24 protein-coding genes are annotated in these 24385 nt (G+C 57.9%); 3 read left to right on the plus strand and 21 right to left on the minus strand.

Annotated elements, in window-relative coordinates; all coding sequences use genetic code 11:
* The 5 genes from PSTU_RS21045 to leuC form a co-directional block, all read right to left on the minus strand.
* Nucleotides 1-372: hypothetical protein (locus tag PSTU_RS21045; RefSeq protein WP_036993515.1), on the minus strand; the 372-nt coding region annotated here is incomplete at its 3' end.
* A gap of 458 nt (nucleotides 373-830) precedes the next feature.
* Nucleotides 831-1943, minus strand: coding sequence for an aspartate-semialdehyde dehydrogenase (gene asd, locus PSTU_RS0119935; protein WP_019342786.1), 1113 nt, complete (start codon nucleotides 1941-1943; stop codon nucleotides 831-833).
* 188 nt (nucleotides 1944-2131) lie between these two features.
* A complete protein-coding gene (leuB, locus tag PSTU_RS0119940) occupies nucleotides 2132-3214 on the minus strand; it encodes a 3-isopropylmalate dehydrogenase (RefSeq protein ID WP_019342787.1) in 1083 nt (360 codons plus the stop codon).
* A gap of 78 nt (nucleotides 3215-3292) precedes the next feature.
* Entirely contained in the window at nucleotides 3293-3940 is a 648-nt protein-coding gene (gene leuD / locus PSTU_RS0119945) for a 3-isopropylmalate dehydratase small subunit (RefSeq protein ID WP_019342788.1), read from the minus strand.
* 10 nt (nucleotides 3941-3950) lie between these two features.
* Entirely contained in the window at nucleotides 3951-5378 is a 1428-nt protein-coding gene (gene leuC / locus PSTU_RS0119950; RefSeq protein WP_019342789.1) for a 3-isopropylmalate dehydratase large subunit, read from the minus strand.
* Nucleotides 5379-5532: 154 nt separating this feature from the next.
* Between leuC and PSTU_RS0119955 the strand changes: the two genes are divergently transcribed.
* Together PSTU_RS0119955 and PSTU_RS0119960 are read left to right on the plus strand one after the other, a co-directional pair.
* A complete protein-coding gene (locus PSTU_RS0119955; RefSeq protein ID WP_019342790.1) occupies nucleotides 5533-6399 on the plus strand; it encodes a LysR family transcriptional regulator in 867 nt (288 codons plus the stop codon).
* Nucleotides 6400-6520: 121 nt separating this feature from the next.
* Nucleotides 6521-9415, plus strand: coding sequence for an EAL domain-containing protein (locus PSTU_RS0119960; protein WP_019342791.1), 2895 nt, complete (start codon nucleotides 6521-6523; stop codon nucleotides 9413-9415).
* 94 nt (nucleotides 9416-9509) lie between these two features.
* On the opposite strand, the gene PSTU_RS0119965 is transcribed toward PSTU_RS0119960, so the two are convergent.
* Nucleotides 9510-9953, minus strand: a complete 444-nt coding sequence (locus PSTU_RS0119965) for an Hsp20 family protein (RefSeq protein ID WP_019342792.1) — start codon at nucleotides 9951-9953, stop codon at nucleotides 9510-9512.
* 116 nt (nucleotides 9954-10069) lie between these two features.
* On the opposite strand from PSTU_RS0119965, the gene PSTU_RS0119970 reads away from it, so the two are divergent.
* Nucleotides 10070-10816 (plus strand): SDR family oxidoreductase, encoded by a 747-nt coding sequence (locus tag PSTU_RS0119970; RefSeq protein ID WP_019342793.1) that lies wholly within the window; start codon nucleotides 10070-10072, stop codon nucleotides 10814-10816.
* A 6-nt stretch (nucleotides 10817-10822) separates the two neighbouring features.
* Here PSTU_RS0119970 and PSTU_RS0119975 read toward each other — a convergent pair whose 3' ends face one another.
* The 15 genes from PSTU_RS0119975 to PSTU_RS21050 form a co-directional block, all read right to left on the minus strand.
* Entirely contained in the window at nucleotides 10823-11797 is a 975-nt protein-coding gene (locus PSTU_RS0119975) for a tRNA dihydrouridine synthase (protein ID WP_029404898.1), read from the minus strand.
* A gap of 122 nt (nucleotides 11798-11919) precedes the next feature.
* A complete protein-coding gene (locus tag PSTU_RS0119980) occupies nucleotides 11920-12387 on the minus strand; it encodes a tetratricopeptide repeat protein (protein WP_019342795.1) in 468 nt (155 codons plus the stop codon).
* On the minus strand, nucleotides 12388-12783 hold the full coding sequence (locus PSTU_RS0119985; RefSeq protein ID WP_019342796.1) for a hypothetical protein: 396 nt from the start codon (nucleotides 12781-12783) through the stop codon (nucleotides 12388-12390).
* Entirely contained in the window at nucleotides 12765-13091 is a 327-nt protein-coding gene (locus PSTU_RS0119990) for a helix-turn-helix domain-containing protein (RefSeq protein ID WP_019342797.1), read from the minus strand. Before PSTU_RS0119990 ends, PSTU_RS0119985 begins: the two co-directional genes overlap by 19 nt.
* Nucleotides 13092-13232: 141 nt before the next feature.
* Nucleotides 13233-13700 carry a YkvA family protein gene (locus PSTU_RS0119995; RefSeq protein ID WP_019342798.1) on the minus strand — a complete coding sequence of 156 codons (468 nt, stop codon included), beginning with the start codon at nucleotides 13698-13700 and terminating at the stop codon, nucleotides 13233-13235.
* Between the two features lie 470 nt (nucleotides 13701-14170).
* The gene (locus PSTU_RS0120000) at nucleotides 14171-14488 is read right to left on the minus strand and encodes a ComEA family DNA-binding protein (RefSeq protein WP_019342799.1); all 318 of its coding nucleotides are present in this window, start codon (nucleotides 14486-14488) and stop codon (nucleotides 14171-14173) included.
* 126 nt (nucleotides 14489-14614) lie between these two features.
* A complete protein-coding gene (flgL, locus tag PSTU_RS0120005) occupies nucleotides 14615-16087 on the minus strand; it encodes a flagellar hook-associated protein FlgL (RefSeq protein WP_019342800.1) in 1473 nt (490 codons plus the stop codon).
* Between the two features lie 11 nt (nucleotides 16088-16098).
* On the minus strand, nucleotides 16099-18162 hold the full coding sequence (flgK, locus tag PSTU_RS0120010) for a flagellar hook-associated protein FlgK (RefSeq protein WP_019342801.1): 2064 nt from the start codon (nucleotides 18160-18162) through the stop codon (nucleotides 16099-16101).
* A 3-nt stretch (nucleotides 18163-18165) separates the two neighbouring features.
* The gene (gene flgJ / locus PSTU_RS0120015; RefSeq protein ID WP_019342802.1) at nucleotides 18166-19359 is read right to left on the minus strand and encodes a flagellar assembly peptidoglycan hydrolase FlgJ; all 1194 of its coding nucleotides are present in this window, start codon (nucleotides 19357-19359) and stop codon (nucleotides 18166-18168) included.
* A gap of 10 nt (nucleotides 19360-19369) precedes the next feature.
* On the minus strand, nucleotides 19370-20473 hold the full coding sequence (locus PSTU_RS0120020; RefSeq protein WP_019342803.1) for a flagellar basal body P-ring protein FlgI: 1104 nt from the start codon (nucleotides 20471-20473) through the stop codon (nucleotides 19370-19372).
* Nucleotides 20474-20486: 13 nt separating this feature from the next.
* Nucleotides 20487-21182, minus strand: a complete 696-nt coding sequence (flgH, locus tag PSTU_RS0120025; protein WP_019342804.1) for a flagellar basal body L-ring protein FlgH — start codon at nucleotides 21180-21182, stop codon at nucleotides 20487-20489.
* 29 nt (nucleotides 21183-21211) lie between these two features.
* On the minus strand, nucleotides 21212-21997 hold the full coding sequence (gene flgG / locus PSTU_RS0120030; RefSeq protein WP_019342805.1) for a flagellar basal-body rod protein FlgG: 786 nt from the start codon (nucleotides 21995-21997) through the stop codon (nucleotides 21212-21214).
* Between the two features lie 44 nt (nucleotides 21998-22041).
* A complete protein-coding gene (gene flgF / locus PSTU_RS0120035; RefSeq protein WP_019342806.1) occupies nucleotides 22042-22782 on the minus strand; it encodes a flagellar basal-body rod protein FlgF in 741 nt (246 codons plus the stop codon).
* A 189-nt stretch (nucleotides 22783-22971) separates the two neighbouring features.
* The gene (gene flgE, locus PSTU_RS0120040; protein WP_019342807.1) at nucleotides 22972-24174 is read right to left on the minus strand and encodes a flagellar hook protein FlgE; all 1203 of its coding nucleotides are present in this window, start codon (nucleotides 24172-24174) and stop codon (nucleotides 22972-22974) included.
* 31 nt (nucleotides 24175-24205) lie between these two features.
* The coding region (locus PSTU_RS21050; protein WP_036993518.1) for an FLgD tudor-like domain-containing protein at nucleotides 24206-24385 on the minus strand (180 nt) is incomplete at its 5' end.

Below are 24385 nucleotides of genomic sequence, written 5' to 3' on the forward strand. Positions count from 1 at the left end.
CTCACGCAGGAGACGTCCGCTTGGCCAGAGCACTTCGATCAGAAAATTCAGATAGGGTTCGCGAACGGGCTTGGTTGAAGACACCCGAATGACGCTTTTGCCGCCCGGGCGCAAAACCGGAGTAAAGGTCAGATCCGTCAGGAAGTATTGGCGATCGACACCTGCACGATTGAAATCTTCAGCGGATGCCAGAACCGGCACAACCTCGCCGGGCGCTAGCGTTTTCGCATCCAGCAGCTCGATTTCAGCCACCAGCGGTTGATTCAGCGCAGACTTCAGCGTGACCTCGCCCAATCCCAACGCATAAGCCATTTCGGAAGTCAGCGCGGTAGCAGCCGCGATTGCCAGCACCAGATTGCGAACCCGAACCATTGTGTAAATCCTTGTTTTTTAACTTTTCTCGGATCTTCGAGAGGGTCTTATAGTCGCTGCCTGCGCCCACCAAGTGGCGGCCCCCCGTCAGCGATAAGCCTAAACAGCGTGTTAGCTAGACTGATTCTTCGAACTTTCAGCAAGTATCTTTTACAGATAGTGTTTTATCAACAACTCACCAGACTAGGCGGCGTTGCCCGCTGCGCCTTTTCGCGTGTTATCAGACCCAATCCACAAATTGGCTTGGCAAGCCTCATGCAAGTCGCAGAATTAAACACCGACACGGCGCAACCGATACCACTTCCTTTGCATGCCGCCCGGCGACTCACTGTAGCGGAAAGCAACCTATCCCCATAACGCCTGAGAATTAAGCCGACGAAACGGGCAGCCTACTCCGCCATCGCATAAAAAAAGCGCCGCGGAATTCCGAGGCGCTTCTAATCCGACTCCTTCGAGACCTAGCGCTCGAGGAGAATGCGCAGCATGCGACGCAAAGGTTCTGCTGCGCCCCAGAGCAACTGATCGCCGACAGTGAATGCGCCGAGGTAATGCGATCCCATGTTCAGTTTGCGCAGGCGGCCGACCGGAACACTCAGAGTGCCGGTAACCGAGGTCGGACTCAGCTCCTGCATGCTCGCATCACGATGGTTCGGAACGAGCTTCACCCAAGGATTGTGCTGACTGATCATGCCTTCGATATCCGAAATGGGCACATCCTTGTTCAGCTTGATGGTCAGTGCCTGGCTGTGGCAACGCATCGCGCCGACACGCACGCAAATACCGTCCACCGGAATCGGGCTCTTGAAGCGACCCAGAATCTTGTTGGTCTCCGCTTGAGCCTTCCATTCTTCGCGGCTCTGGCCGTTAGGCAGTTCCTTGTCGATGTAAGGAATCAGGCTGCCGGCCAGTGGAACACCGAAGTTATCGACCGGGAAGGTCTCGGAGCGCTGGCACTCTGCGACCTTGCGATCGATTTCCAGGATAGCGCTGGCCGGGTCGGCGAGTTCATCGGCAACCGATGCGTTGATGCTGCCCATCTGCTTGATCAGCTCGCGCATGTTCTGCGCGCCGGCACCGGAGGCGGCCTGATAGGTCATCGCACTCATCCAGTCAACCAGGCCATGCTCGAACAGACCGCCGAGGCCCATCAGCATCAGGCTGACGGTGCAGTTGCCGCCGATATAATTGAGGGTGCCCGCGTCCAGTTGATGGTCGATCACCTTGCGGTTGACGGGGTCGAGCACGATCACAGCATCGTCATGCATGCGCAGCGTTGAGGCCGCGTCGATCCAGTACCCTTTCCAGCCTGCTTCGCGCAGCTTGGGGAAAACTTCGCTGGTGTAGTCACCACCCTGGCAGGTGAGAATCACATCGAGCGACTTCAGCTCGTCGATGCTGTAGGCGTCCTTGAGCGGCGCGGTATCCTTGCCAATCGAAGGGCCCTGACCACCAACGTTGGAAGTAGTAAAGAACACAGGCTCGATCAGATCGAAATCCCGCTCCTCCAGCATCCGCTGCATGAGCACGGAACCAACCATACCGCGCCAACCGATCAGACCTACATGTTTCATCGCAACTACACCTATATATATGAGGCCTCAATTGACAGGCCGTCGATAAGTTAAAACAACGCTTTCGGGTTCGAAAGCGCGGGCATTGCTCGCTCGGGTTGAACAGCACGCCTCGCACTACTCGGCGTTTCCGCCTAGCCGTCGCCCACAAGCTTTATCAACGGCCGGTGCAAATGGGACCTGAGAGGTTACAACTTCGCGAGCGCCGCGACTACCGCATCACCCATCTCCTGAGTCGTCGCCTTCGCACAACCCTCAGACCAGATATCACCTGTACGCAAGCCCTGATCAAGCACGTCGCTAACCGCCTGCTCGATAGCATCCGCCGCAGCGACATGATTGAAGCTGTAACGAAGCATCATCGACACCGAGAGAATCGTCGCCAGCGGATTGGCGATGCCCTTGCCGGCGATGTCCGGCGCCGAACCGTGACAGGGTTCGAACATACCTTTGTTATTCGAGTCGAGAGAGGCGGACGGCAGCATGCCGATCGAACCGGTCAACATGGAAGCCTCATCCGACAGGATGTCGCCAAACATGTTGTCGGTAACGATCACATCGAACTGCTTCGGCGCGCGCACCAGTTGCATCGCTGCGTTATCGACATACATATGGCTGAGTTCGACGTCCGGATAGTCCTTGCCGACCTCCTCCACCAGTGCGCGCCACAGCTGACTGGATGCCAATACGTTGGCCTTGTCCACCGAGCAGAGCTTCTTGTTGCGCACACGAGCCATGTCGAAACCGACCCTGGCGATGCGGCGAATTTCGCTTTCACTGTAGGGCAGCGTGTCGTACGCCATCCGCTCACCGTTCTCCAGCACCTTGCTTTCGCGTGGCTGACCGAAATAGATGCCACCTGTCAGCTCACGGACAATCAGGATATCCAGACCGGCGACAATTTCCGGTTTCAGACTGGACGCTTCCGCAAGCTGGGGGTACAGCAATGCCGGACGCAGATTGCCGAAGAGGCCCAGCTGCGAGCGAATTTTCAACAAGCCACGCTCAGGGCGGATGGCAGGATCGATAGCGTCCCACTTCGGCCCGCCGACCGCCCCCAACAGGATTGCATCGGCGGCACGAGCACGCTCGAGCGTCTCGTCAGCCAGTGGCACGCCATACTTGTCGACGGCCGCACCGCCCAATTCGTCGTAGCTCAGCTCCAAGTTGAGCTGAAACTTATCGTTAGCCAGCTTTAGCACCTTGACCGCTTCGGCCATGATCTCCGGGCCGATGCCGTCGCCGGGAAGAACCAAAATCTGTTTGGACATTTATAGATTTCCTTCAACTGAAAGCCGCGAGCAAACCCACCCCGCTCGCAGCTTCTTCTTATTTATTTGATGGCGCCTTTATTTGATGGCGCCGAACAACCAGGGCTGACTGTTTTGATGGCGTGCTTCGAACGTCTTGATCGCCTCGGCGTCCTGCAGGGTCAGGCCGATGTCATCCAGGCCATTGAGCAAACAGTGCTTGCGGAACGCATCGACCTCGAAGCCGTACTGTTTGCCGTCTGGACGGGTAACGGTCTGCGCTGCCAGATCGATGGTGAGCTGATAACCCTCGCTCACCTCAGCCTGCTCGAACAGTTCGTCAACCTCTTCTTCCTTCAGCACGATTGGCAGCAGCCCATTCTTGAAGCTGTTGTTATAGAAGATATCGGCAAAACTCGGCGCGATGATCGTACGAAAGCCGTACTCCTCAAGGGCCCAAGGCGCGTGCTCACGAGAGGAACCACAACCGAAGTTCTCGCGGGCAAGCAGCACGCTGGCACCCTGGTAGCGCGGGAAATTCAACACAAATTCTTGGTTCACTGGACGGTTCGAGCAGTCCTGGTTGGGCTGCCCGACGTCCAGATAACGCCATTCGTCGAACAGGTTCTGACCAAAGCCGGTGCGCTTGATCGACTTGAGAAACTGCTTCGGAATGATTTGATCGGTATCGACGTTGGCGCGATCGAGCGGCGCGACGAGACCGGTGTGCTGGGTGAATGCTTTCATGTCGGTCTCCTCAGGCCTGGATCAATTCACGTACGTCGATGAAACGGCCAGTTACGGCAGCGGCGGCAGCCATCGCTGGGCTCACCAGATGCGTTCTGCCACCAGCTCCCTGGCGGCCTTCGAAGTTGCGGTTGGACGTGGATGCGCAATGCTCGCCACTGCCCAGCTTGTCCGGATTCATCGCCAGGCACATGGAGCAACCCGGCTCGCGCCATTCGAAACCGGCGTCGAGGAATATCTTGTCCAGCCCTTCCGCCTCCGCCTGCTGTTTTACCAGCCCCGATCCCGGTACGACCATCGCCTGTTTGACTGTTGCGGCGACCTTGCGCCCCTTGGCCACCTCGGCGGCAGCGCGTAGATCTTCAATGCGCGAATTGGTGCAGGAGCCGATGAAAACGCGATCGAGCTGAATGTCGGTGATCGGCTGATTGGCGCTCAGCCCCATGTACTTCAGCGCACGGGTAATGGAGTCGCGCTTGACCGGGTCGACCTCAGCGGCCGGATCCGGCACGCTCTGATCGACTGCTAGAACCATTTCGGGAGAGGTGCCCCAGCTCACTTGTGGCTTGATCTCTTCGGCCTTCAATTCGACAACGGTATCGAACACCGCATCTTCGTCGGAAACCAGGCCCTTCCAAACCGCCACCGCACGCTCCCAGTCGGCCCCCTTGGGTGCATAGGGGCGGCCCTCGACATAGGCGATGGTCTTCTCGTCGGCCGCCACCATACCCACGCGCGCACCGGCCTCGATGGACATGTTGCAGATGGTCATGCGGCCTTCCATGGAAAGGTCGCGAATCGCGCTGCCGGCGAACTCCAGCGCATGGCCGTTACCGCCAGCCGTGCCGATCCTGCCGATCACAGCCAGCACGATGTCCTTGGCGGTCACACCGAAGGGCAGCTTGCCTTCAACACGCACCTGCATGTTCTTCATCTTCTTCGCGACCAGGCACTGCGTGGCGAGTACGTGCTCAACCTCGGAGGTACCGATGCCGTGCGCCAGTGCGGCGAATGCGCCGTGAGTCGAGGTATGTGAATCTCCGCAGACTACGGTCATGCCCGGCAAGGTCGCGCCCTGCTCCGGTCCGATGACGTGAACGATGCCCTGACGCACATCGTTCATCTTGAATTCGACAATGCCGAAGTCATCGCAATTCTCGTCCAGCGTCTGCACCTGGATGCGGGAAACCTCGTCGGCAATGGCCTCCAGCCCACCCTGGCGCTCAGCCTTGGTCGTCGGCACGTTGTGATCTGGCGTGGCGATGTTGGCATCGATGCGCCATGGCTTGCGCCCTGCCAGGCGAAGCCCCTCGAACGCTTGGGGCGAGGTCACTTCATGCAGGATATGCCGGTCGATATAGATCAGTGACGAGCCATCATCACGGCGCTTGACCTCGTGCATTTCCCAGAGCTTGTCGTAGAGCGTTTTGCCAGCCATCGGACTTTCCTCATCAGTGCGTTGGGCAATAGCCCTTGTGCTTATGAGGTCATGCTATGGACTTGACTGCGATTACTCAAATTCATATTTTTCATCCAATGCATTCCATTGTGGAATACTCGCGCGATTTATTTCTGACTACCGGAACCCGCTCATGGACCTCGCCAACCTCAACGCCTTTATCGCGGTCGCTGAGATGGGCAGCTTCTCCCTAGCCGCTGAGCGCCTCCACCTGACTCAACCGGCCGTGAGCAAACGCCTGGCTTCACTGGAATCACAGCTGAATGTGAGATTGTTCGATCGACTAGGCCGCGAGATTGGCCTGACCGAAGCCGGCAGAGCGCTGCTTCCTCGCGCCTATCAGATCCTTAATGTGCTGGACGACACCCGTCGCGCGCTGACCAACCTCAACGGCGACGTCAGCGGACAGCTGACCCTGGCAACCAGTCACCACATCGGGCTGCATCGCCTGCCGCCATTATTGAGGAGCTTTACCCGTGCCTATCCGGACGTAAATCTGGATATCCGCTTCCTCGACTCAGAGGTCGCTTACGACGAAGTTCTACACGGGCGTGCCGAGCTTGCAGTGATCACCCTGGCCCCGCAAACCGCAACGTCCATTCGTGCGGTCAAGGTATGGGACGATCCGCTGGATTTCGTGGTGGCTCCCGAGCATCCCCTGGCGCACAAACGCGGAATAACCCTGGCCGACGTCGCCGGCTACCCGGCTGTGTTCCCTGGCGGCAACACCTTCACCCATCATATTGCCCAGCGGTTGTTCGAGCGCGAGGGTCTGACGCCCAATATCACCATGAGCACCAACTACATGGAGACGATCAAGATGATGGTTTCTATCGGGATCGCCTGGAGCGTGCTTCCGCGCACCATGCTTGATGATCAGGTGGTGCGCTTGCCACTTCCCGGAGACCAACTGGCGAGGCAGCTCGGCTACATCACGCATACCGAGCGCACCCTGTCGAACGCAGCCAAGGTGTTCATGTCGCTACTGGACGCCGGTTAAGCGACTTGCACTTTGCGATCAGCTGCGGATAAGTTCGCCGCACAACTACAAAAATCAAAGAGAGCCATGAGCATCGTCTGCCATCAACACCTTCAGCTGACCCAGCCCACCGAGGCCGCTCATGTTGCCGCATGACGCCAAGCCGGAGCCCGCACCAAGCGCAGCGCTTCCCAAACCATGGCAAGACGTTGCTCGCCTGTTATCCGTGCTAGATGGGGCGGGGCTTGGCCTGTGGTCCTGGGATGTTCAACGGGGCACCATGCACTGGTCGCTCGGCACGTGGAAATTGTTCGGGCTGAGCAGTCCGCTCGCCGAGCTTTCCCCAGATCAGTATTTGAATCTCGTCGTCGCGGAGGACCGTCCGCACATTGACGCCGCCGCATCCTCGGTGCTCGCCGGAACCGAAACGCGCTTCAGTGTTCGTCATCGGGTCTACTGGCCAGACGCGCGCGTACGGTGGCTGGAGATCGATGGCCAACGGCAGGTCAATGACGATGGCGCTACGATTCTAGTTGGCGTCATTCGCGACATCACCGACCAGCACACCCAGGCGCAGGCGCTGGAAGACAGCCAGGAGCGCCTTGAGTTGGCACTGGCCTCCGCAGAGCTCGGCAATTGGGAATGGCACATTCCAAGCGACCGGCTCTATGCCTCCTCCAGGGCCTCCGAGTTGCAAGGTCTGATAGATGGCCCATTCGACGGGTCGTTTCGTGAGTTTTTCCGCAGTGTCGCGGCGAACGACCGCAAAACCATGCGCTCGGCATACAGCGATCTCCTCGCCGGGCGCCGGCAAACCTATCAGGCGACTTATCATGCCATCCATCCAGACGGCACGATTCGACACCTTGAAAGCACCGCTAAACTCTACCGAGACGAGCATGACGCGCCCTTGCGCATGGCGGGGATCATCATCGACGCTACCGAACGGGTCCTGCGCCAGCAACACCTGGCGGCATCGGAAGCGAAATTCTCGGCTTTGTTCCAGGGCAGCCCGGACCCGATCTCCCTGTCCCGCATCCGCGACGGGGTGTTCATGGAGATCAACCCGAGCTTCAGCATCGTGTTTGGCTGGGAAAGTGCCGACATCATCGGGCGCTCTGCGCCTGAAATTGGTATCTGGCGAGACGAGCGGCAGCGAACGTTACTGTACGAGCAATTGATGCGTGATCAGCGGCTGGAGAACGCCGAAGCCCAGTTCCGCACCCGGACAGGACAGATCGTCACCTGTGTCGTTTCCAGCCGATTCATTCGTGTCGACCGTCGGCTGTGCATCGTCACCACTTTTCGCGACATCACCAAACGGCAACAGGCCGAGGCAGCGCTGAAAGCCAGCGAGATCAAGTTCGCCAAAGCGTTTCATTCAAGCCCTGACGCCATCATCATCAGCGAGCGCAGCACTGGACGGTTCATCGAAGTCAACGAAGGCTTCCGCCGCCTCTCCGGCTACCGTCCGGAAGAAGCAATCGGCAGGACCTCTGCCGAGTTGGGCGTCTGGCCGGGCATGCAGCGGCAGGAAATTCTTGAACGGCTTGAACGTGACGGGCGGGTGACCAACTGGGAGATAGTCGGCCAGGATCGTCATGGGCGCCTCAAGCAGATAGAAGTATCGGTAGAACCGATCGAGCTGAACGACACTGACTGTCTGCTGCTATCTGCGCGGGACATCAGCCAGCTCAAGGCAGCCCACGCGCAGATCCATCACCTGGCCTATCACGACCCGCTGACGAACCTGCCCAACCGTACGCTGTTGATGGACCGTCTGACCCAGCAAGCGGCGCTGCACAAACGACACAATCTTCGTGGTGCCTTGTTGTTCCTCGACCTTGACCACTTCAAGCACATCAATGATTCGCTCGGCCATCCCGTCGGGGACGCGGTCCTGAAGATGATCACGGCTCGCCTGGAAGCCAGCATTCGTCAGGAAGATACAGTTGCCCGCCTGGGAGGCGACGAATTCGTTGTGCTGCTGACCGGCTTGACTGGCAAACGCTCCGAAGTGACCCGCCATGTCCGCCAGGTTGCGGAAAAGCTGCGCACCCTTCTCGCCGAACCCATGGTGTTCGAAGGCAACAGGCTGCAGGTGACACCCAGCATCGGCATCGCCCTGATGCCGGATCACGGCGAGACACCTGCCGATCTACTCAAGCGCGCCGACATAGCCCTCTATCGAGCCAAAGACGCTGGGCGCAACGCGATACAGCTTTTCCGCACCACCATGCAACAGGCCGCCAGTGCACGCCTGCAGCTCGAAAGCGAACTGCGCCTGGCCCTGCAGCGCAACGAATTCGAGCTGCATCTCCAACCGCAGGTCGACGCGCGCTCCGCCAAGGTGATCGGCGCCGAGGTCCTGCTGCGCTGGCAGCATCCCGATGGCCAGCGTTCGCCGGCTCAATTCATCGACGTGCTCGAGGAGAGCGGCCTGATCGTCGATGTGGGCAACTGGGTCATCAAGGAGGCCTGTCGTATCGCCGCATCGCTATTGGCCAGCGGATTCGTTCACTCGGACAGTTTCAGCCTCTGCGTGAACATCAGCCCACGCCAGTTTCGCCAGAATGAATTCGTCGAGCGGATTTTCGAAGCGCTCAAGGCTGCCGAGCTCCCGCACACGATGATCAAGCTGGAAATTACCGAAGGCATCGTGATCCAGAACCTCGACGACACCATCGCCAAGATGCGCCGCCTGTGCCGACAGGGTGTGAGCTTCGCCATGGATGACTTCGGCACCGGCTACTCTTCGCTCACCTATCTGAAGCGACTGCCTGTGGATGTCCTCAAGATCGACCAGTCGTTCGTCCGTGATGCGCTGGACGATCCAAACGACGCCGAAATCATTCGCGCCATCGTCGCAATGGCGCGAAGCCTCGGGCTGGAAGTGATCGCTGAAGGTGTCGAACAACAGGCACAGCTTGACCTACTTCAAGCGCAGGGCTGCTACCTGTACCAGGGATACCTGTTCAGCCGCCCTCTTCCGCTGGCGGGCTTCGGAAAACTGCTGGAAGCTCAGTCGGTCAACTGAATGGCTTTTGTCTGAAAAGGAAAACCCCGCCATGCAAACTTCGCAGGCGGGGTTCCCACAAGCTCCCGGCGTATCACACGCGCTGGTTGCCCGATCAGCTCTCCAACGCCAAACGCTCGCCGTTAATCGGGATGCGCTTGGGCTTGGCCTCTTCCGGCACGACACGCTCGAGCTCGATGCTGAGAAGCCCATTGTTCAAAGCCGCGCCCTTCACCTCAATATGGTCAGCAAGGCGGAACGAGAGCTTGAACGCACGCTGGGCAATACCCTGGTGCAAGTAGGTAACGTTTTCGCCACCATTTTCACGCTTGCCGCCGCTCACGGTGAGCACGCCCCGCTCGACTTGCAGATCCAGATCGGCCTCCTGAAACCCGGCGGCTGCTACGATGATCCGATACTGGTCATCACCGTGCTTTTCCACGTTATAGGGTGGGAACGAGCCGTTTGCATCATTGCGCAGCGCAGACTCGAACAGATCATTGAAGCGATCGAAACCAATAGACTGACGAAACAGTGGGGCCATCGAAAAACTAGTCATTTTGCTATCTCCTGACATTCAGCGAGTGGTTCATACAGGACCCGAATTCGGCATCCTGTGATGCCCTAGATAGGTGCCGCTCGCTTGTTTTCAAGACCGTTCGTCGAGGATATTTCATGTCGAAAGTGATGTTGATAACGGGCGCCAGCCGGGGCATTGGCGCGGCCACAGCAAGGCTTGCAGCGGCTGAAGGCTACGCGTTGTGCCTGAACTTTCGACAGCGTCAGGACGCAGCCGACCAGCTACTGAACGAGCTGCGCAGCCAAGGCGCGCGGGCAATTGCCGTCGAGGCAGATGTGGCGGACGAGTCGCATGTCGCCCGCCTGTTCGAAGCTGTCGATGCCGAGTTTGGCAGGCTCGACGTGCTGGTGAATAACGCCGGTATGCTCGAATCTCAGATGCGCCTGGAGAACATGGACAAGGCGCGTTTGGAACGGGTATTCGCGGTGAACGTATTTGGCAGCTTTCTCTGCGCCCGCGAGGCGGTCAAGCGCATGTCGACTCGTCACGGCGGAACCGGCGGCGCCATCATCAACCTCTCATCTATCGCGGCCAAACTCGGCGCACCCAATGAGTACATCGACTATGCAGCCGCCAAAGGCGCGATAGACAGCATGACCCTCGGGCTGGCCAAGGAAGTCGCCACCGAAGGCATTCGGGTCAATGCTGTACGCCCTGGCGTGATCCGTACCGATATTCACGCCAGCGGTGGCGAGCCCGATCGCATCGAGCGCGTGAAGAGCAGCGTGCCCATGGGCCGAGGCGGTGAAGCGAACGAGGTAGCCGAAGCAATCCTTTGGCTGGCGAGCGGCAAGGCCAGCTACACCAACGGCGCCCTGCTGGATGTCAGTGGCGGACGCTGATGGACATTAGACCGCCGCCTTGAAACCCGGCGCGTTCACGTCGAGCCCCAGCAATGCATCGAGCCGCTCGCAATCGTTTTCCTTACGTACCAGAGCGAACATCGTCACGGCTTGCGGATAGCTTCGCGTCAGCAGGGATACCCACTGCTTGAAGCGGCCCGGTGCATAACGCGGAGACATCTTGCGTCGCGCCTGCCTCCAGAAATCAGCCAGGAGCGGTTGCAAAGCATCCCAGCTCATCGGCTCGAGCAGCTCACCGGCTTTTGCCGCCTCGATCTGCCGGGCGAGGTCCGGCCGACAGACCAGCCCGCGTCCGAGCATGATGTTCTCGACGCCACTGACTTCACGGCAACGGCGCCAGTCTTCCACCGACCAGATATCACCATTGGCGAACACCGGCACCTCCACCACATCCTTGACCCTGGCCACCCATTCCCAGTGCGCTGGCGGCTTGTATCCCTCGACCTTGGTCCGCGCGTGGACCACCAGCTGCGCTGCGCTGCCGTCAGCCAGCGCACGGGCGCAATCGAGCGCTCCGTCCTTGCTGTCGAAACCCAGGCGCATCTTGGCGGTGACGGGAATAGCCGGCGGCACCGCCTTACGGACCTCACTGACAATGGAATGCAGAAGTTCTGGCTCATTGAGCAGAATTGCGCCGCCTCGGGACTTGTTGACCGTCTTGGCCGGGCAGCCGAAGTTGAGGTCGATGGCCGGTGCGCCAAGGCTGCAAGCGAAGGCAGCATTATCAGCCAAACAAAGAGGATCGGAGCCCAGCAACTGCACACGCAACGGTGTTCCCGCGCGGGTCACGGCTCCACGCCGAAGCTCAGGCGCAAGCCTGTGAAAGCTGGACGCCGGTAGCAGTCGATCCGAAACCCGAATGAACTCGGTCACGCACCAGTCGACGCCGCCAACACCAGTGAGAACGTCGCGCAGGATGTCATCAACGAGCCCTTCCATAGGCGCCAAGGCGATCTGCATCAGAAACGACCAACTGCAAAAAAGTCGCATTGTACGGATGTCAGCCCCGGTTAGGCATCTTCACCTTGCGCCGCCAGGCTGAAGCATGAACAAACAGAACGCTATAACCCAACCGTGAGGAATCAGAGCCCGAGCCTCGCAGCGCTGGCTTTGTAATGTTCGGCCTGCTGCGTGTCTCGTGTGAGGCCATGGCCACCAGCCATGTACAGCTGAGCCAATCGGGCTGCAGCTAAGGGGTGCCCGGCCTCGACGGCGAGTTTCCACCAGTGCGCAGCTTTGGCACCGTCGGGGCCGTGAGTCGCATCTTCGCCCAGGCTGATTACACCCATTTGGTATGCAGCCTTGGCATCGCCTTTCTCGGCAGCCAGGCGCAGTAAACGTATCCCCTCTTGCCTTGCGCCATATCCCTGACCTCGAAACAGCAGAATGTGGCCATAAAAGCTCTGCGCTCTCGGGTCACCAATGGCAGCCATGCGCGAAAACTGGCCCTCCATCCAGCGCCATATCTTCGGTTGCCGAACAACCCGTCGAGAGCTCATCAATTTGCGAGCAAGCAGATAACCGACTCGCGCCCGGATGTTGTTCAGCATTCACGGAATCCCCGGATAATCAAACTCGAATACTCGTGCAACCTCGCCGGCATGCCAGGAAGCGGCAGCAGAACCATCTGCCGGACCAGAAAAGCGTCCAAGACGCATCGCACACTCGAAGAAGCCTGTTCTTGGTAAGCGACTGGCACCTTGGCTCACCACCAATGCGCTGCGTAGCGGCCGATCAGCACGAGCATCCAGCGCAGCCAGATGCTCCAACGCCGCTGCCAAGGTCTGCATGGCAGGCGCCGGTAGCTGGAGCCGTTCGATCAATGCACGGTAAGTGACCAGATGACGCTGTCGCCTGACTTCAGCCAACTCAGCCAACAATGCCTGCCAGTGCGGACGACTGATGCGAATCGACGCCGCGCTGCCTGTTACGCCTCCTGCTGCCATCCTTCAATCTCCAATGCGCGGGCCAGTGCGCGACGTATAGCATTATCGGGATCGCGCTCGCCGCGCTCGATAAGGCCTAAGTACGCCGGACTGATACCCACCAAGCGTGCCAGAGCCTCTTGACTCAACCCCTTGGCTTCTCGCAACACTAGCAACGTACTGAATTTTGGCAATGTGGCAGGAGCGCTCGCTTCCACCGGTGCTGCAACGCTTGCGTTACGCCCGTTGGTCAGTAGAGCCTGATATTCCTCCCAAGGCAGCACGGCGTATTCTGGCAAACCGTCCCGCATGATGACCTGAACACTCATTCACTACCCCGACCCTAGTCTCAAATTGGAAGGCGAGATCTTAACAGTCCGGGCGGCAATTCATTCATCCTCGGAGCGCTGCACTAAAGAGTGAGGGGTGGCGGCGGCGAAGCCACTCGAAAGGATTAATTCGACGACCTTCTAGCGCTCAGCGTTGCGCCCACCGCTGACATCGCTGTCCGTTGCTTCATCCAGAGTAGGTAGCCGATCGATACTTGCTTGCACGTCCGCTGATTGGCTGTCGCGCCAGGTACGAAACGCCTGCAACTCGCCAGACCATTTGCGGATTATCCAACCCAGCACTGCCAGATCATCAACGAAGCCAAGACCCGGGATCCAGTCCGGTATGGCGTCCATAGGGGACAGGAAATACAACAGCCCAGCGACCGCAGCGACCAGCGCAGGCCTGCTAACCTGCCGATACTCACCTCGCCACCAGGCCACGCATAGTGCTTGCAGCAGACCAAGATCCTCTCGCAGTCCCCTTATCAGGCCACCACGAGCCGAGCGCTTACGCGCGACCGCAAGCAGCACCATGGGTAACCGCCCACGTGCGAGAACGCTCCGCGCCATCGGCAGGTACTTGAAGAAATTCCACGGCGTTTTCATCGAATGCCTCCCGCTAACCCTGCTTCGCCATCTTCGGAGAAGTATCCACAAAACCTGTGGATAACCTTGTGAATAGTTGCTGAATGAATGGCTGGAACGCCCGTGCGGCAAGGTCTACAAACAGATCGACGGCTTTTTGCTCAAAGCAAATAAAGCTATGTAAATCAGCAACTTAAAAAATTTTGGTGAATCGCTTGGCGTGTTGGGCGAAAGTTTCATGCTAGGCGATGAGCAATGTGAATAACCGTAACATGTCAACGCCTTTTTAAGGCCGATTAGCGCTGAAAACAGGTAGACAAAGCTGACTGAGCACTCTAGCAAAGACAACGTCAGCCAGACCTCGTTCCTGCCGAACCGGCATTGCGAAATAAAGCGACCAACACGATAGGGGAGAAAAGGCGCCACCGCTGCAAGCGATGGATAAAAAAAACCGGTCTAATGACCGGCTTCGTTGAATCATGTTTCGTTGATCAGTTCACGCTTAGTTTGGCTCGATTTTTTTCTAATGTGGCCGCGCCTATTCCTTTGACCTCAAGCAGCTCGTCGACCGAACTGAATGGACCATGGGCGTCCCGATAAACGACGATTGCCTTGGCCTTTGTGGCGCCGATGCCCTTGAGTTCACGTGTCAGGGTTTCAGCGTCAGCTGAATTGAGATTGATCGGCGCCGCTTGCTGAGTAGCGGCCACTTTCACCGACTCAACTGACTTAGCGGGTGCTGCGGAAGCGCCAACGGAAACGCTGGCGAGCAGAGCGAGTACGGATGCAGATAGCAAAGACTTAAGCATTGTTCACGTCCTTATGAGTATTGGATTAGCGACGCGGTACTCCATGCGCCGCCAGCACACTCTAAACCCGAGCAAATTCAAGTCAAATCGGGGCAACGGTTCTGTGAACCATGCCCGCCGGACGGATCAGCGCATCGCGTTGAAAAGACTCAATCCCGCGATCTTTACATAGCTCTGCTGGGCTGCTTCGAGCACCACCGTCTGCATGGATAACCGCGACAACGCCTCGGCATAATCCAGTTCACGCAGCTCGGCCTGCACCCCTTTATTGACCAGCGCAACGTCTTCGTTATCGGTCTGCGTGGTTTCGATAACGTTCAGGCGGGCGCCAATATTGCCGCGTGCTTGGTCCACGCTGACCATGCCGTGGTCGAGGTTGGTCAGGGCGACGGCTACGGCGTCGCGTACGCCGCTGTTGCCGGTGGAAGGGTTTTCCAGAGCTGAGCGAAGGTTGGCGATGGTGTCGAGGATTCCCTGTTTCTGTTCAGCGATTCGGGCTACTTCGAACGTAGCGTCCTCCGCTGGCATTGTCCCAAAGCTAAATTCCAGTCCTCCTAGCTCAGCTTTGAATGTTGTCGTGTCTATCGCTACGCTGCTACCCCCAAAACTAAGCACTCCGGCTGACACGCCAAACTGCATTGGGTTAGTTGAAAAACTGGCGAGGGCGGCCGCAGGATCTTTTATAGCAATGACAGGACTAAGGCCGCCTGACACTGACAGCTCAGCACTGGCGGCAATTCTTACAATTTCCCCGCCGGCAGGCACGCCGTCAAATTTGATAGCGACGCCATGGACAACAAGGCCATCACTCGCACCTTCTTTGTCGTCCAGACGGTTGGATTGAATCAGCTGGGTTGAGCCGCTCGGGTTGTAGCGATAGACGTTGTAAGCTTTGGGATCGGCGACATCAAAGCGAATTTCAATGCCTTCGGCTGGGAAGCTGTCAAACGCCACCTCATCCTGCACTAACGGCGCAGAGACCCGTAGCGCAGTCCCAGATGCAGGCGGTACTACAGCAGCAGCTAGCCGCCCTGCATTGGTAACCTTCTCGAAAACTGATTTGCCGCTATCGCTAATAGGAATACTAAGCGAGCTGGCTATCTGCAACTTCCGCTGCCCTTCGTCGCCTTGATAGCTATAGCTCCCATCGGCGCCGCGAACGAACGGCTGGGTTTTACCTTGAAATCCTGAGAACAAATACTCGCCACGAGCGTTGCGCGTATTCATCAGCGACAGCAACTCATCCTCGCGCTCGCCCAGCTCCGCCGCGATGGATTTGCGATCTTGCGGATCGAGCGCACCGTTGCCTGCCTGCACCGCCAGCTCACGTACACGTTGCAGGACGGTGTTCACCGAGTTCAAGGTGACCTCTTCCTGAGTCAGGCTGTTCTTTGCCGCCGTCAGATTGGAGTTGTACTGGCTCAGCACGTTTTGCTGCTGTTCAAGTTGCAACAAGCGCACCGACGCAACCGGATCGTCAGCAGGTGTCAGGATTCGATTACCAGTGCTGATCTGCTCCTGCGTGCGGGTTGCATTGGAGTAGTTGCGCTGAATACCGGCTACGCCGTTATTGAATGCTTGCAGAGTCGAGATGCGCATGGGCTGGCCTGTTACCTAAAGGTGCTGATCAATGTATCGAACATGGAGCGGGCAACTTGAATGATCTGAGCCGATGCGTTGTAGTACTGCTCAAACTTGATCAGGTTCGCGGCTTCCTCATCGAGATTCACAGCCGACAGCGAATCGCGGTTATCCGTGGCTTGCTTGAGAATCGCGCCGGTCGCTTCACTGTCCATGCGGGCCTGAGCGGTCAGGGTGCCGACGCGCTCGACCAGTTCGCCGTAGCCATCAGTAAAGCTAGCACCGGAAATTAACTCTCCATTGGCGCCGGTGGAGGCGCCAATGGATTGCTTGCTTTGTAGATCGACTAGTTTTAGCGCATTGCGGTTGTCGGACACGCCGCTCTGGTTGAACGCCATTTCAAACTTATCGCCGTTCTTCGGTGTTCCACTGATAGTGAACTCAAGTGAGTAATCCGCGCTACCCACAACGAACGAATTACTCTGCCCTGTCTTGATGGTCGTGCTCGACGAATAGGAAACCGGCGGCGTTTGGGTGTTATCTACAGTTCGGAATCCGGCTGTGCCGCCAGCAATCGTAAGAATGTCTGGCTCAATGAAGGTCAGCCTCGCTCCGCTGCTGCCCAGTAAGTCTTTCAACGCATCAATGCTAATCCGCGAAGGGCCTGAAATCATATCCGGCTGGCCTATCACTCCGGTACCAGCATTCTGTAATTCGCTTGCGGTGCGTACCGGCGCCGCAAACGCTAGCTGGTCAGCCTGATCAAGTACGGTGCTGATATCCGTGGCGCCCCGCCGTGTTGGCTGCAGCGTGAACGCGTCACCGGCTAGTGGCGTTCCGCTTATTTGCACAGTAAAGCCCTGATCGCGACCCTCTTCGTCCGCAAAGCGAAGATGAGCAGGCGGACCGGGGTTCGGCGTGACATCTATGTTGGCACCATCGCTAAGACGTCTAGCGGTGTACTGGCTGCCACTGTATTCCAAACGATAGTCGCTAGTGGTCAGCTGGCTGGTTTTGGTGATATCCAGCGAAGCATCTGCGGGAGTCACCGTGTTCAAGGACGGATTGCCACTAAACGGCGTCGCCCTTAGAGCGGCCAGCGACTTTTCGTTGTAATTACCAAACAGCGCCTCACCGACGTTCCCTTTCAGATCCAGCCCCTGCCCCAACTGGGTATTGACCTGGTCACTCACCGCCAACGCCAGCCGTCCCAACGAGTTCATCGTTGAATCCAGCACTTCCTCGCGATAGCGAATCAACCCACCCAGCTCACCGCCAGTGATCTGCGATGTAATGCCCTGCTCCGAGCCACCGCTGACAAATCGAATCTCATGACGATTGGGATCGCTTAGCCCTGGGACCACCTTGAGCTGACTCACCGTCTTACCCACCACCAACGGCTGACCACTGCCGACAGAAATATTGAAGCTGTTGTCATCCTGCGGTGTCACGCTGATGCCGATATACGTCGACAATTGCCGCACGGCCTCATCGCGTGCATCGAGCAAATCGTTGGGCTGTTTGCCATTGGCCGAGGCGGTCGCGATAGCCTCGTTCAAACTGCCAATACTGCCGGCGAGCCGATTAACCTGATCGGTCACCGCCGCCATCTGCTTGTTGGTGAAGTTGTTCTGCTCGGTCAGGCGATCCGATACCGTATTGAAGCGCCGCGCCAAGCCTTCGGCTTCAGCCAGCACAAGCTGGCGTGCCGGGATATTGGCGGGGTCTTCCGCTGCGGTTTGCAGTGCTGAGAAAAACTTCTGCAGCGACGGCGTAATACCAGTCGTGCTGCCGGCCAGCAACGAATCGAGCTGGTCGATCTGACTCTTATAGGCTTCAACATCGCTGCTAAGCGACGTGCTGCTGCGCAATTGACTAGTCAGGAATTCACTGTAGCTACGACGGATTTCGACCAGCGTCGTGCCCGAGCCTACATAACCCGCGCCGCTAAACTGCGGGGTACGGGTCGCTTGCGAGGCGTCCTGCCGACTGAAGCCTGGCGTGTTGACGTTGCTGATGTTGTGGCCAGTGATGGACAGCTGGCTCTTACTGGCGCTGAGGCCGGACAGGCCAATATTCAGTAGATCAGCCATTTTTTAACCTCTAGTCCGCACCGCGGGCGACGTGCTGGCGTCGGCAATTGTCTGATAGGTCTGCACTTTGCGAGCGATCTGGTTGATCTTGCGTGCGTACTGCGGGTCGGTTGCATAACCTGCTCGCTGCAGTTCGTTGACGAAACGTTCGGAGTTGCCAGACGCACTGGCCACCTGAAGGGCTGGCTTGTAACGATCATTGTTTTCCAACAGCCGGACGTAATCGTTAAAGCTGTGTTCGAACGAGTCATACGCCCGAAACCCGGCGACCTCTTTGGTTGCCTTTCCATTGACGTACTCGGTCGTGGTGACCTTGGCGGACGCACCGTTCCATCCCGTGGCTTTGATGCCGAACAGGTTGTGGCTGTTGGTGCCGTCCTTCTGCTTGATGATCGATTTGCCCCAGCCGGTTTCAAGCGCGGCTTGTGCCACGAGGAAGCGCGGCTCGACACCTAGGCGCTTCGCCGCTTTTTCGGCCATTGGCAACATAGTGGCGATGAACTCTGCGGGCGAGCTGAAACGGGTCTTGCTGGGCGCGCTCGGGGCGGTCGCCTCGACACCGTTGATCGTCAACGGTGCGTCCTGGGGCGCGGCGAAAGCGATAGCAGGCTTCCAGTCAAGATCGACCAGCGGCTGGATCGCACCCGTCTGGCTAGCTTGATCCGCCTGGGCATTTGCAGGTGCAACCTGCGCATGAGCGCGCTCGGCCAGTCGCCCCGGCAGTGCCAAACGTCGCTGGTTGAGCAGCTGAGAGTCGTTACGTGTGGGGTCAACGGGTGCGATCTTCGAGTTGGGGTTGCTCGACCATTTCGCCCCTTCGGTCTGTGCCACTTGAGCGAAAGGATTCGGCTTTTCGCTGGGCTCCTGCTGTTTGCTCAACTGGCGGATCAGCACGTCCGCAAGGCCAATACCACCGCCCTCTTTGGAGAGCGTGACCGAGAGCTGCTGATCGTGCATGTCCTGATATTGCTTGCTGGCCTGACTGTTGAACGGATTGTCCTTCGCCATGACCTCGGTGGCAGAACGCATGGACTTGAGCATCTCGTTCATGAACAGGGACTCGAACTCCTGCGCCACCTTGCGCACGTTCTCGGCACCGTCGCGATCCTTGCCGACCTTGAGCTGATTGAGCCGATTCAGGTCGGAGTAGCTACCGCTGTCTGGCGTACGCCGACCCTGTCCCAGTCGATTTTCCATGTCCCGTTCCTCAGATCACGATCAGGTCTGCTTGCAAGGCACCGGCCTGCTTGAGCGCTTCGAGGATCGCCATCAGATCACTCGGCGCCGCGCCGACCTGATTCACCGCCCGAACAATTTCGTCCAGCGTCGTGCCAGGGCCGAACTTGAACATCGGCTTGGCTTCCTGCTCTGCCTTGACCTTGGAGTTGGGGACAACCACGGTCTGCCCATCAGATAGCGGGTTAGGCTGGCTCACCTGCGGGTCTTCGGAAATGGTCACGGTCAGGCTGCCGTGGGTCACGGCGGCCGGTTGAACACGTACGTTCTGGCCAATGACGATGGTCCCGGTTCGCGAGTTGATGATGACCTTGGCGACCGCCTGCCCCACGTCGACTTCCAGATTTTCCAGAATCGACAGGTAATCGACGCGCTGGCTCGGGTCCAGTGGGGCGGTGATGCTGATCGAGCCACCGTCGAGCGCCTGGGCTACGCCTGGTCCAAGCAGCTCGTTGATATGGTCGACAATATTTTTCGCCGTAGTGAAATCCGGGCGGTTGAGGTTCATCGTCAGGGTCGTGCCCTGATTAAACGCGCTCGGCACCGGCCGCTCGACCGTAGCGCCGCCAGGGATTCGGCCGGCGGAGGGGATGTTGACGGTGATACGCGAGCCATCCGCGCCACCGGCATCAAAACCACCGACGACCAGGTTGCCCTGCGCAATCGCGTAGACGTTTCCATCGATCCCTTTGAGTGGGGCCATCAACAGGCTTCCACCGCGCAAGCTTTTTGCGTTGCCGATCGACGACACTGTTATATCGATGGTCTGCCCCGGCTTGGCGAAAGGTGGAAGCTCGGCATGGATCGACACGGCCGCCACGTTCTTCAGCTGTACGTTGCCACCGGCCGGCACCTTGATGCCGAACTGCGCCATCATATTGTTGAACGTCTGAACGGTGAACGGCGTTTGCGTAGTTTGGTCACCGCTCCCATTCAAACCGACCACCAATCCGTAACCGATCAGTTGGTTGCTGCGGACGCCTTGAATGGTGGCGATGTCCTTCAACCGCTCGGCATGGGCAGGAAGCACCACAACGCAGAGCAAGGCAACCAGGATCGAGCTGAACAGTTTCATTGCCTGCACCTGCTTAGAACGGCCACAACGGGCTGATGAAGAAGCGATCCAGCCAACCAGGCTGACTGGCATCGGCGAAAGCGCCGGTACCGGAGTATGTGATTCGAGCATCGGCAATACGGGTCGATGGGACGGTATTGTCGGTGGCGATATCGTCCGAACGTACCAGTCCGGCAATTCGCACCAACTCATCGCCCGTGTTGAGCGTCATCCATTTTTCACCGCGGATCGCCAGGATGCCGTTAGGCAGCACGTCCGAAACGGTCACCGTGATCGAACCGGAGAGGCTATTGCTCTGCCCCGCCTGACCGGAGCCGGAGGTGTCACGTGCTGCTTCGTACTCGGCGCCCAGGCTCATGCTGTTGCCGGTCAACGGATTGGCCATCGAAACGGCGCCGCCGAACAGCGACCCGAGACCGATATTGGCGCTGCTATCCTTGGATATCTTCGAGTTTGAGTTCTTGCTCGCCTGGGTCTTCTCGTTAAGCGTGACGGTGATGATGTCGCCGACCCGATAGGCCTTCCGATCGTCATACAGATTGGTTTCGAAGCCCGCCTGATAGATCGCACCGTTGTTCTGCGCAGCCGGCAGCGGCGTGCGCGGCAAAACCGGCGAGTAATAGGGATCGTTGGGCTTCGGAGCTGGCGCCATGCAGCCGGACAGAATCACAGCAGACATCAGCGGAAGGACAATCGACAAGCGGCGCATATTCACCTCAATCCAGCGGCTGACAGCTATTACAGCTGCTGGGTAACAAAGGACAGCATCTGATCGGCGGTGGAGATGACTTTCGAGTTCATCTCGTAGGCGCGCTGAGTGGTGATCATGTTCACCAACTCCTCGACCACGCTGACGTTGGAGTTTTCCAGGGTGTTCTGCAGCACCGTACCCAGGCCATTCAGGCCGGGCGTACTGACCTGCGGCGCACCGCTTGCAGCGGTTTCCAGGAACAGGTTGCTGCCCATCGCCTGCAAACCGGCCGGGTTAACGAAGTCGGCGGTCTGCAGGTTGCCGATAATCTGTGGCGCGGGGTTGCCCAGCGTGGTAACCGAAACGGTGCCATCTTCGCCAACAGTAAACGTCTGTGTTTCCGGCGGCACGACAATGGCCGGCTCTAGCGAGTAACCGTTCGAGGTCACGATCTGGCCTTCGGCGTTCAGATGGAAGCTGCCGTCACGCGAGTAAGAGACGGTGCCATCCGGCAGCAATACCTGAAAGAAGCCCCGGCCATTGATAGCCATGTCGAGAGGCTGCTCGGTAGTTTGCAGACTGCCGGCGGTGAACTGCTTCTGCGTACCGACAATCCGTACACCAGTACCCAACTGCAGCCCCGAAGGCAGCTCGCTGTCCTGGCTGGACTGGCCACCCGGCTGACGACGGATCTGATACAGCAGATCCTGGAATTCGGCCCGATCTTTCTTGAAGCCTGTGGTCGAGACGTTGGCCAGGTTGTTGGAAATGGTGGTCAGGTTCATGTCCTGCGCGGACAAACCGGTCTTGCTGACCCACAGTGCTGGAAGCATGCTCTTCTCCTCGTGCGCCGGAATTCGGGCGCCGCCTAGTTTGTTTAGCTGATCTGCAAGACTCGGGCCGCTGCGGCACCATCTTCTTCGGCAGTACGCATCATCTTCACGTGCAGCTCGAATTGCCGGGACAGCGCGAGCATCGAAGTCATCTCAGCAACGGCATTGACGTTGCTCGCCTCGAGAAAGCCTGAGGTCACGCGCACGGCAGCGTCAGCCTCGACTGGCTGGCCATCCTTCATGCGGATAAGCCCGTCGGTGCCCTTCTCAAGCTGCTTGGGATCAGGATTGACCAGCTTCAAACGGTCAACTGTAACCACGACGTTCGGATCCTCGCCGAGCGCGCGGATACTGATCGAGCCGTCAGCGCCAATTTCAACCTTCTCTTCTGGCGGCACGGCGATCGGCCCGGCATTGCCGAGCACCGGCAAACCGTCGCCGGTCCTGAGCATGCCGAGCGTGTCGATATTCAGGCTGCCGGTACGGGCATAGGCTTCGCTGCCGTCAGGCGCCTGGACGGCGATCCACCCATCACCCTCAACTGCGACGTCCAGATCCCGACCGGTCTCTTGCAGGGTGCCGGAGCTGAAGTCCGTGCCAGGACGCTCGCTCATGGCGTAGACCCGTGCCGGAAAGCTATCGCCAAACACCTGCATCGAGCGCGCCTGCTCGAAGTCACGGCGGAAGCCCGTAGTCGAGATGTTTGCCAGGTTGTTGGCATGTGCCTGCTGAGCACGAGCGTTCTGACTCGCCCCCGTCATGGCTACATAGAGCATCTTGTCCATCGAACCTCCCCACGCAATTTGACGCTGATTGAATTCTCAGCAGGTATCAAAGCAAGCGGTATGCCAAACAACGAACATTTACTTAAATTATTGAAATACAAAGAACTTTTGAATAAAAAAAAGGCCCCGAAGGACCTTTTAAAAGCGGAGCGGCAGTTTCCCGCCACCCCGCGCAGTGCCTGGTGGCAATTAACGGAGGTTGATGATCGTCTGGGTGATCGCGCTTTCGGTTTCGATGGTCTTGGCGTTCGCCTGGTAGTTGCGCTGCGCCACGATCAGGTTGACGAGCTGGTCTGAGAGCTCGACATTGGAATCTTCGAGAGCCCCTGATTGCAACGCACCGAGCGTACCGGTTCCTGGCGGGTTACGAACAGGCTCACCGGAATCCAAGGACTGCACCCACTGAGTCTTACCTACCGGAGTAAGCCCCTGAACGTTCGCAAAGTTCGCCAAAACAACCTGCCCTTGCACCTTAGACTGCCCATTTGTATACCGAGCAAAGATCTTTCCGTCATCGCCAATTTCGAGACCCGCCAAATCGCCGGTCGTGTAACCATCTTGCGCAACACTATTAACAGCAAAAGCGCTCGCGTATTGCGTAGCTTCTTTCATATCAAGACTAAACAGCGCCGGAGAAACAGCTCCATTGGCAAGAGGCCAGCTATAATTTTTCTGTGCGGGGGGGAGAATTTTCCCCGACTCGTCGAAAGTCAAAAGATCAGGTCCGGCTGCAACTACACCATCGAGAGAGCTGTGCATTTGCCATTGATTGGGCGTAGACGTCTTAACAAAGTACTGTGTTAGAACGTGAGAATTACCCAGCGAGTCATAGACTCTAGTCGATGTTGACGAATTATAAGTAGAGGGATCTGCACTATCAAAAGCTATAGCTGGAGGGGCGTCACTGGAATTTAGATTGAAGGCTTGATCCATTTTGCTCGTCGCTTTCGGCTCTTGACTCGTCGCTTGGATCTTTAAGTTCTGAAGATCTTTTCCGAGTACACCATCAGCAGCTGAATAACCCCGTAAATTATATCCAAAGTTATCAACCAAAAAACCATCCTTGTCAGTTCCAAAATAACCAGCTCGCGTATAACTCAACGCACCGCCATTGCTAACTTCGAAAAAGCCGTTGCCATTTATCGCAAGGTCTAATGCGTTTTGAGTATAGTTAATGTTGCCCTGATTGAACTGCTGGGAAATATTTGAAAGCAATACACCACTACCGACCGGGTTTTTACCGGTTCCCATCACCGACGCCGCGTACACATCAGAAAACTCCGCACGCGACTGCTTGAAGCCTGCAGTCCCCGCGTTAGCAATGTTATTACCCGTGACATTTAGATCTTTGCTGGCGGCACGCATACCGCTGAGGCCGATATTGAACGACATGAATTGCTCCTGTTACCGGGCGCGCCGGCAGTTACTGACCGATAACCTGGACTTGGGACAGCCCGATGCTGCCGACACCGGCCAGATTGAGCTGAAGCTCACCGCCATTTTGTCCGAGAGTGACGCTGTCTACGTTGGCAGGAAGCAAGGTGTACAACCCCTTCGTCTCGCCTTGATAAGTGGCTTGTGCTTCGAATCGATAGGTACCCCG

The organism is Stutzerimonas stutzeri SDM-LAC (genome assembly GCF_000235745.1).
In the GTDB taxonomy this organism is placed as follows: Bacteria; Pseudomonadota; Gammaproteobacteria; order Pseudomonadales; family Pseudomonadaceae; genus Stutzerimonas; species Stutzerimonas stutzeri_H.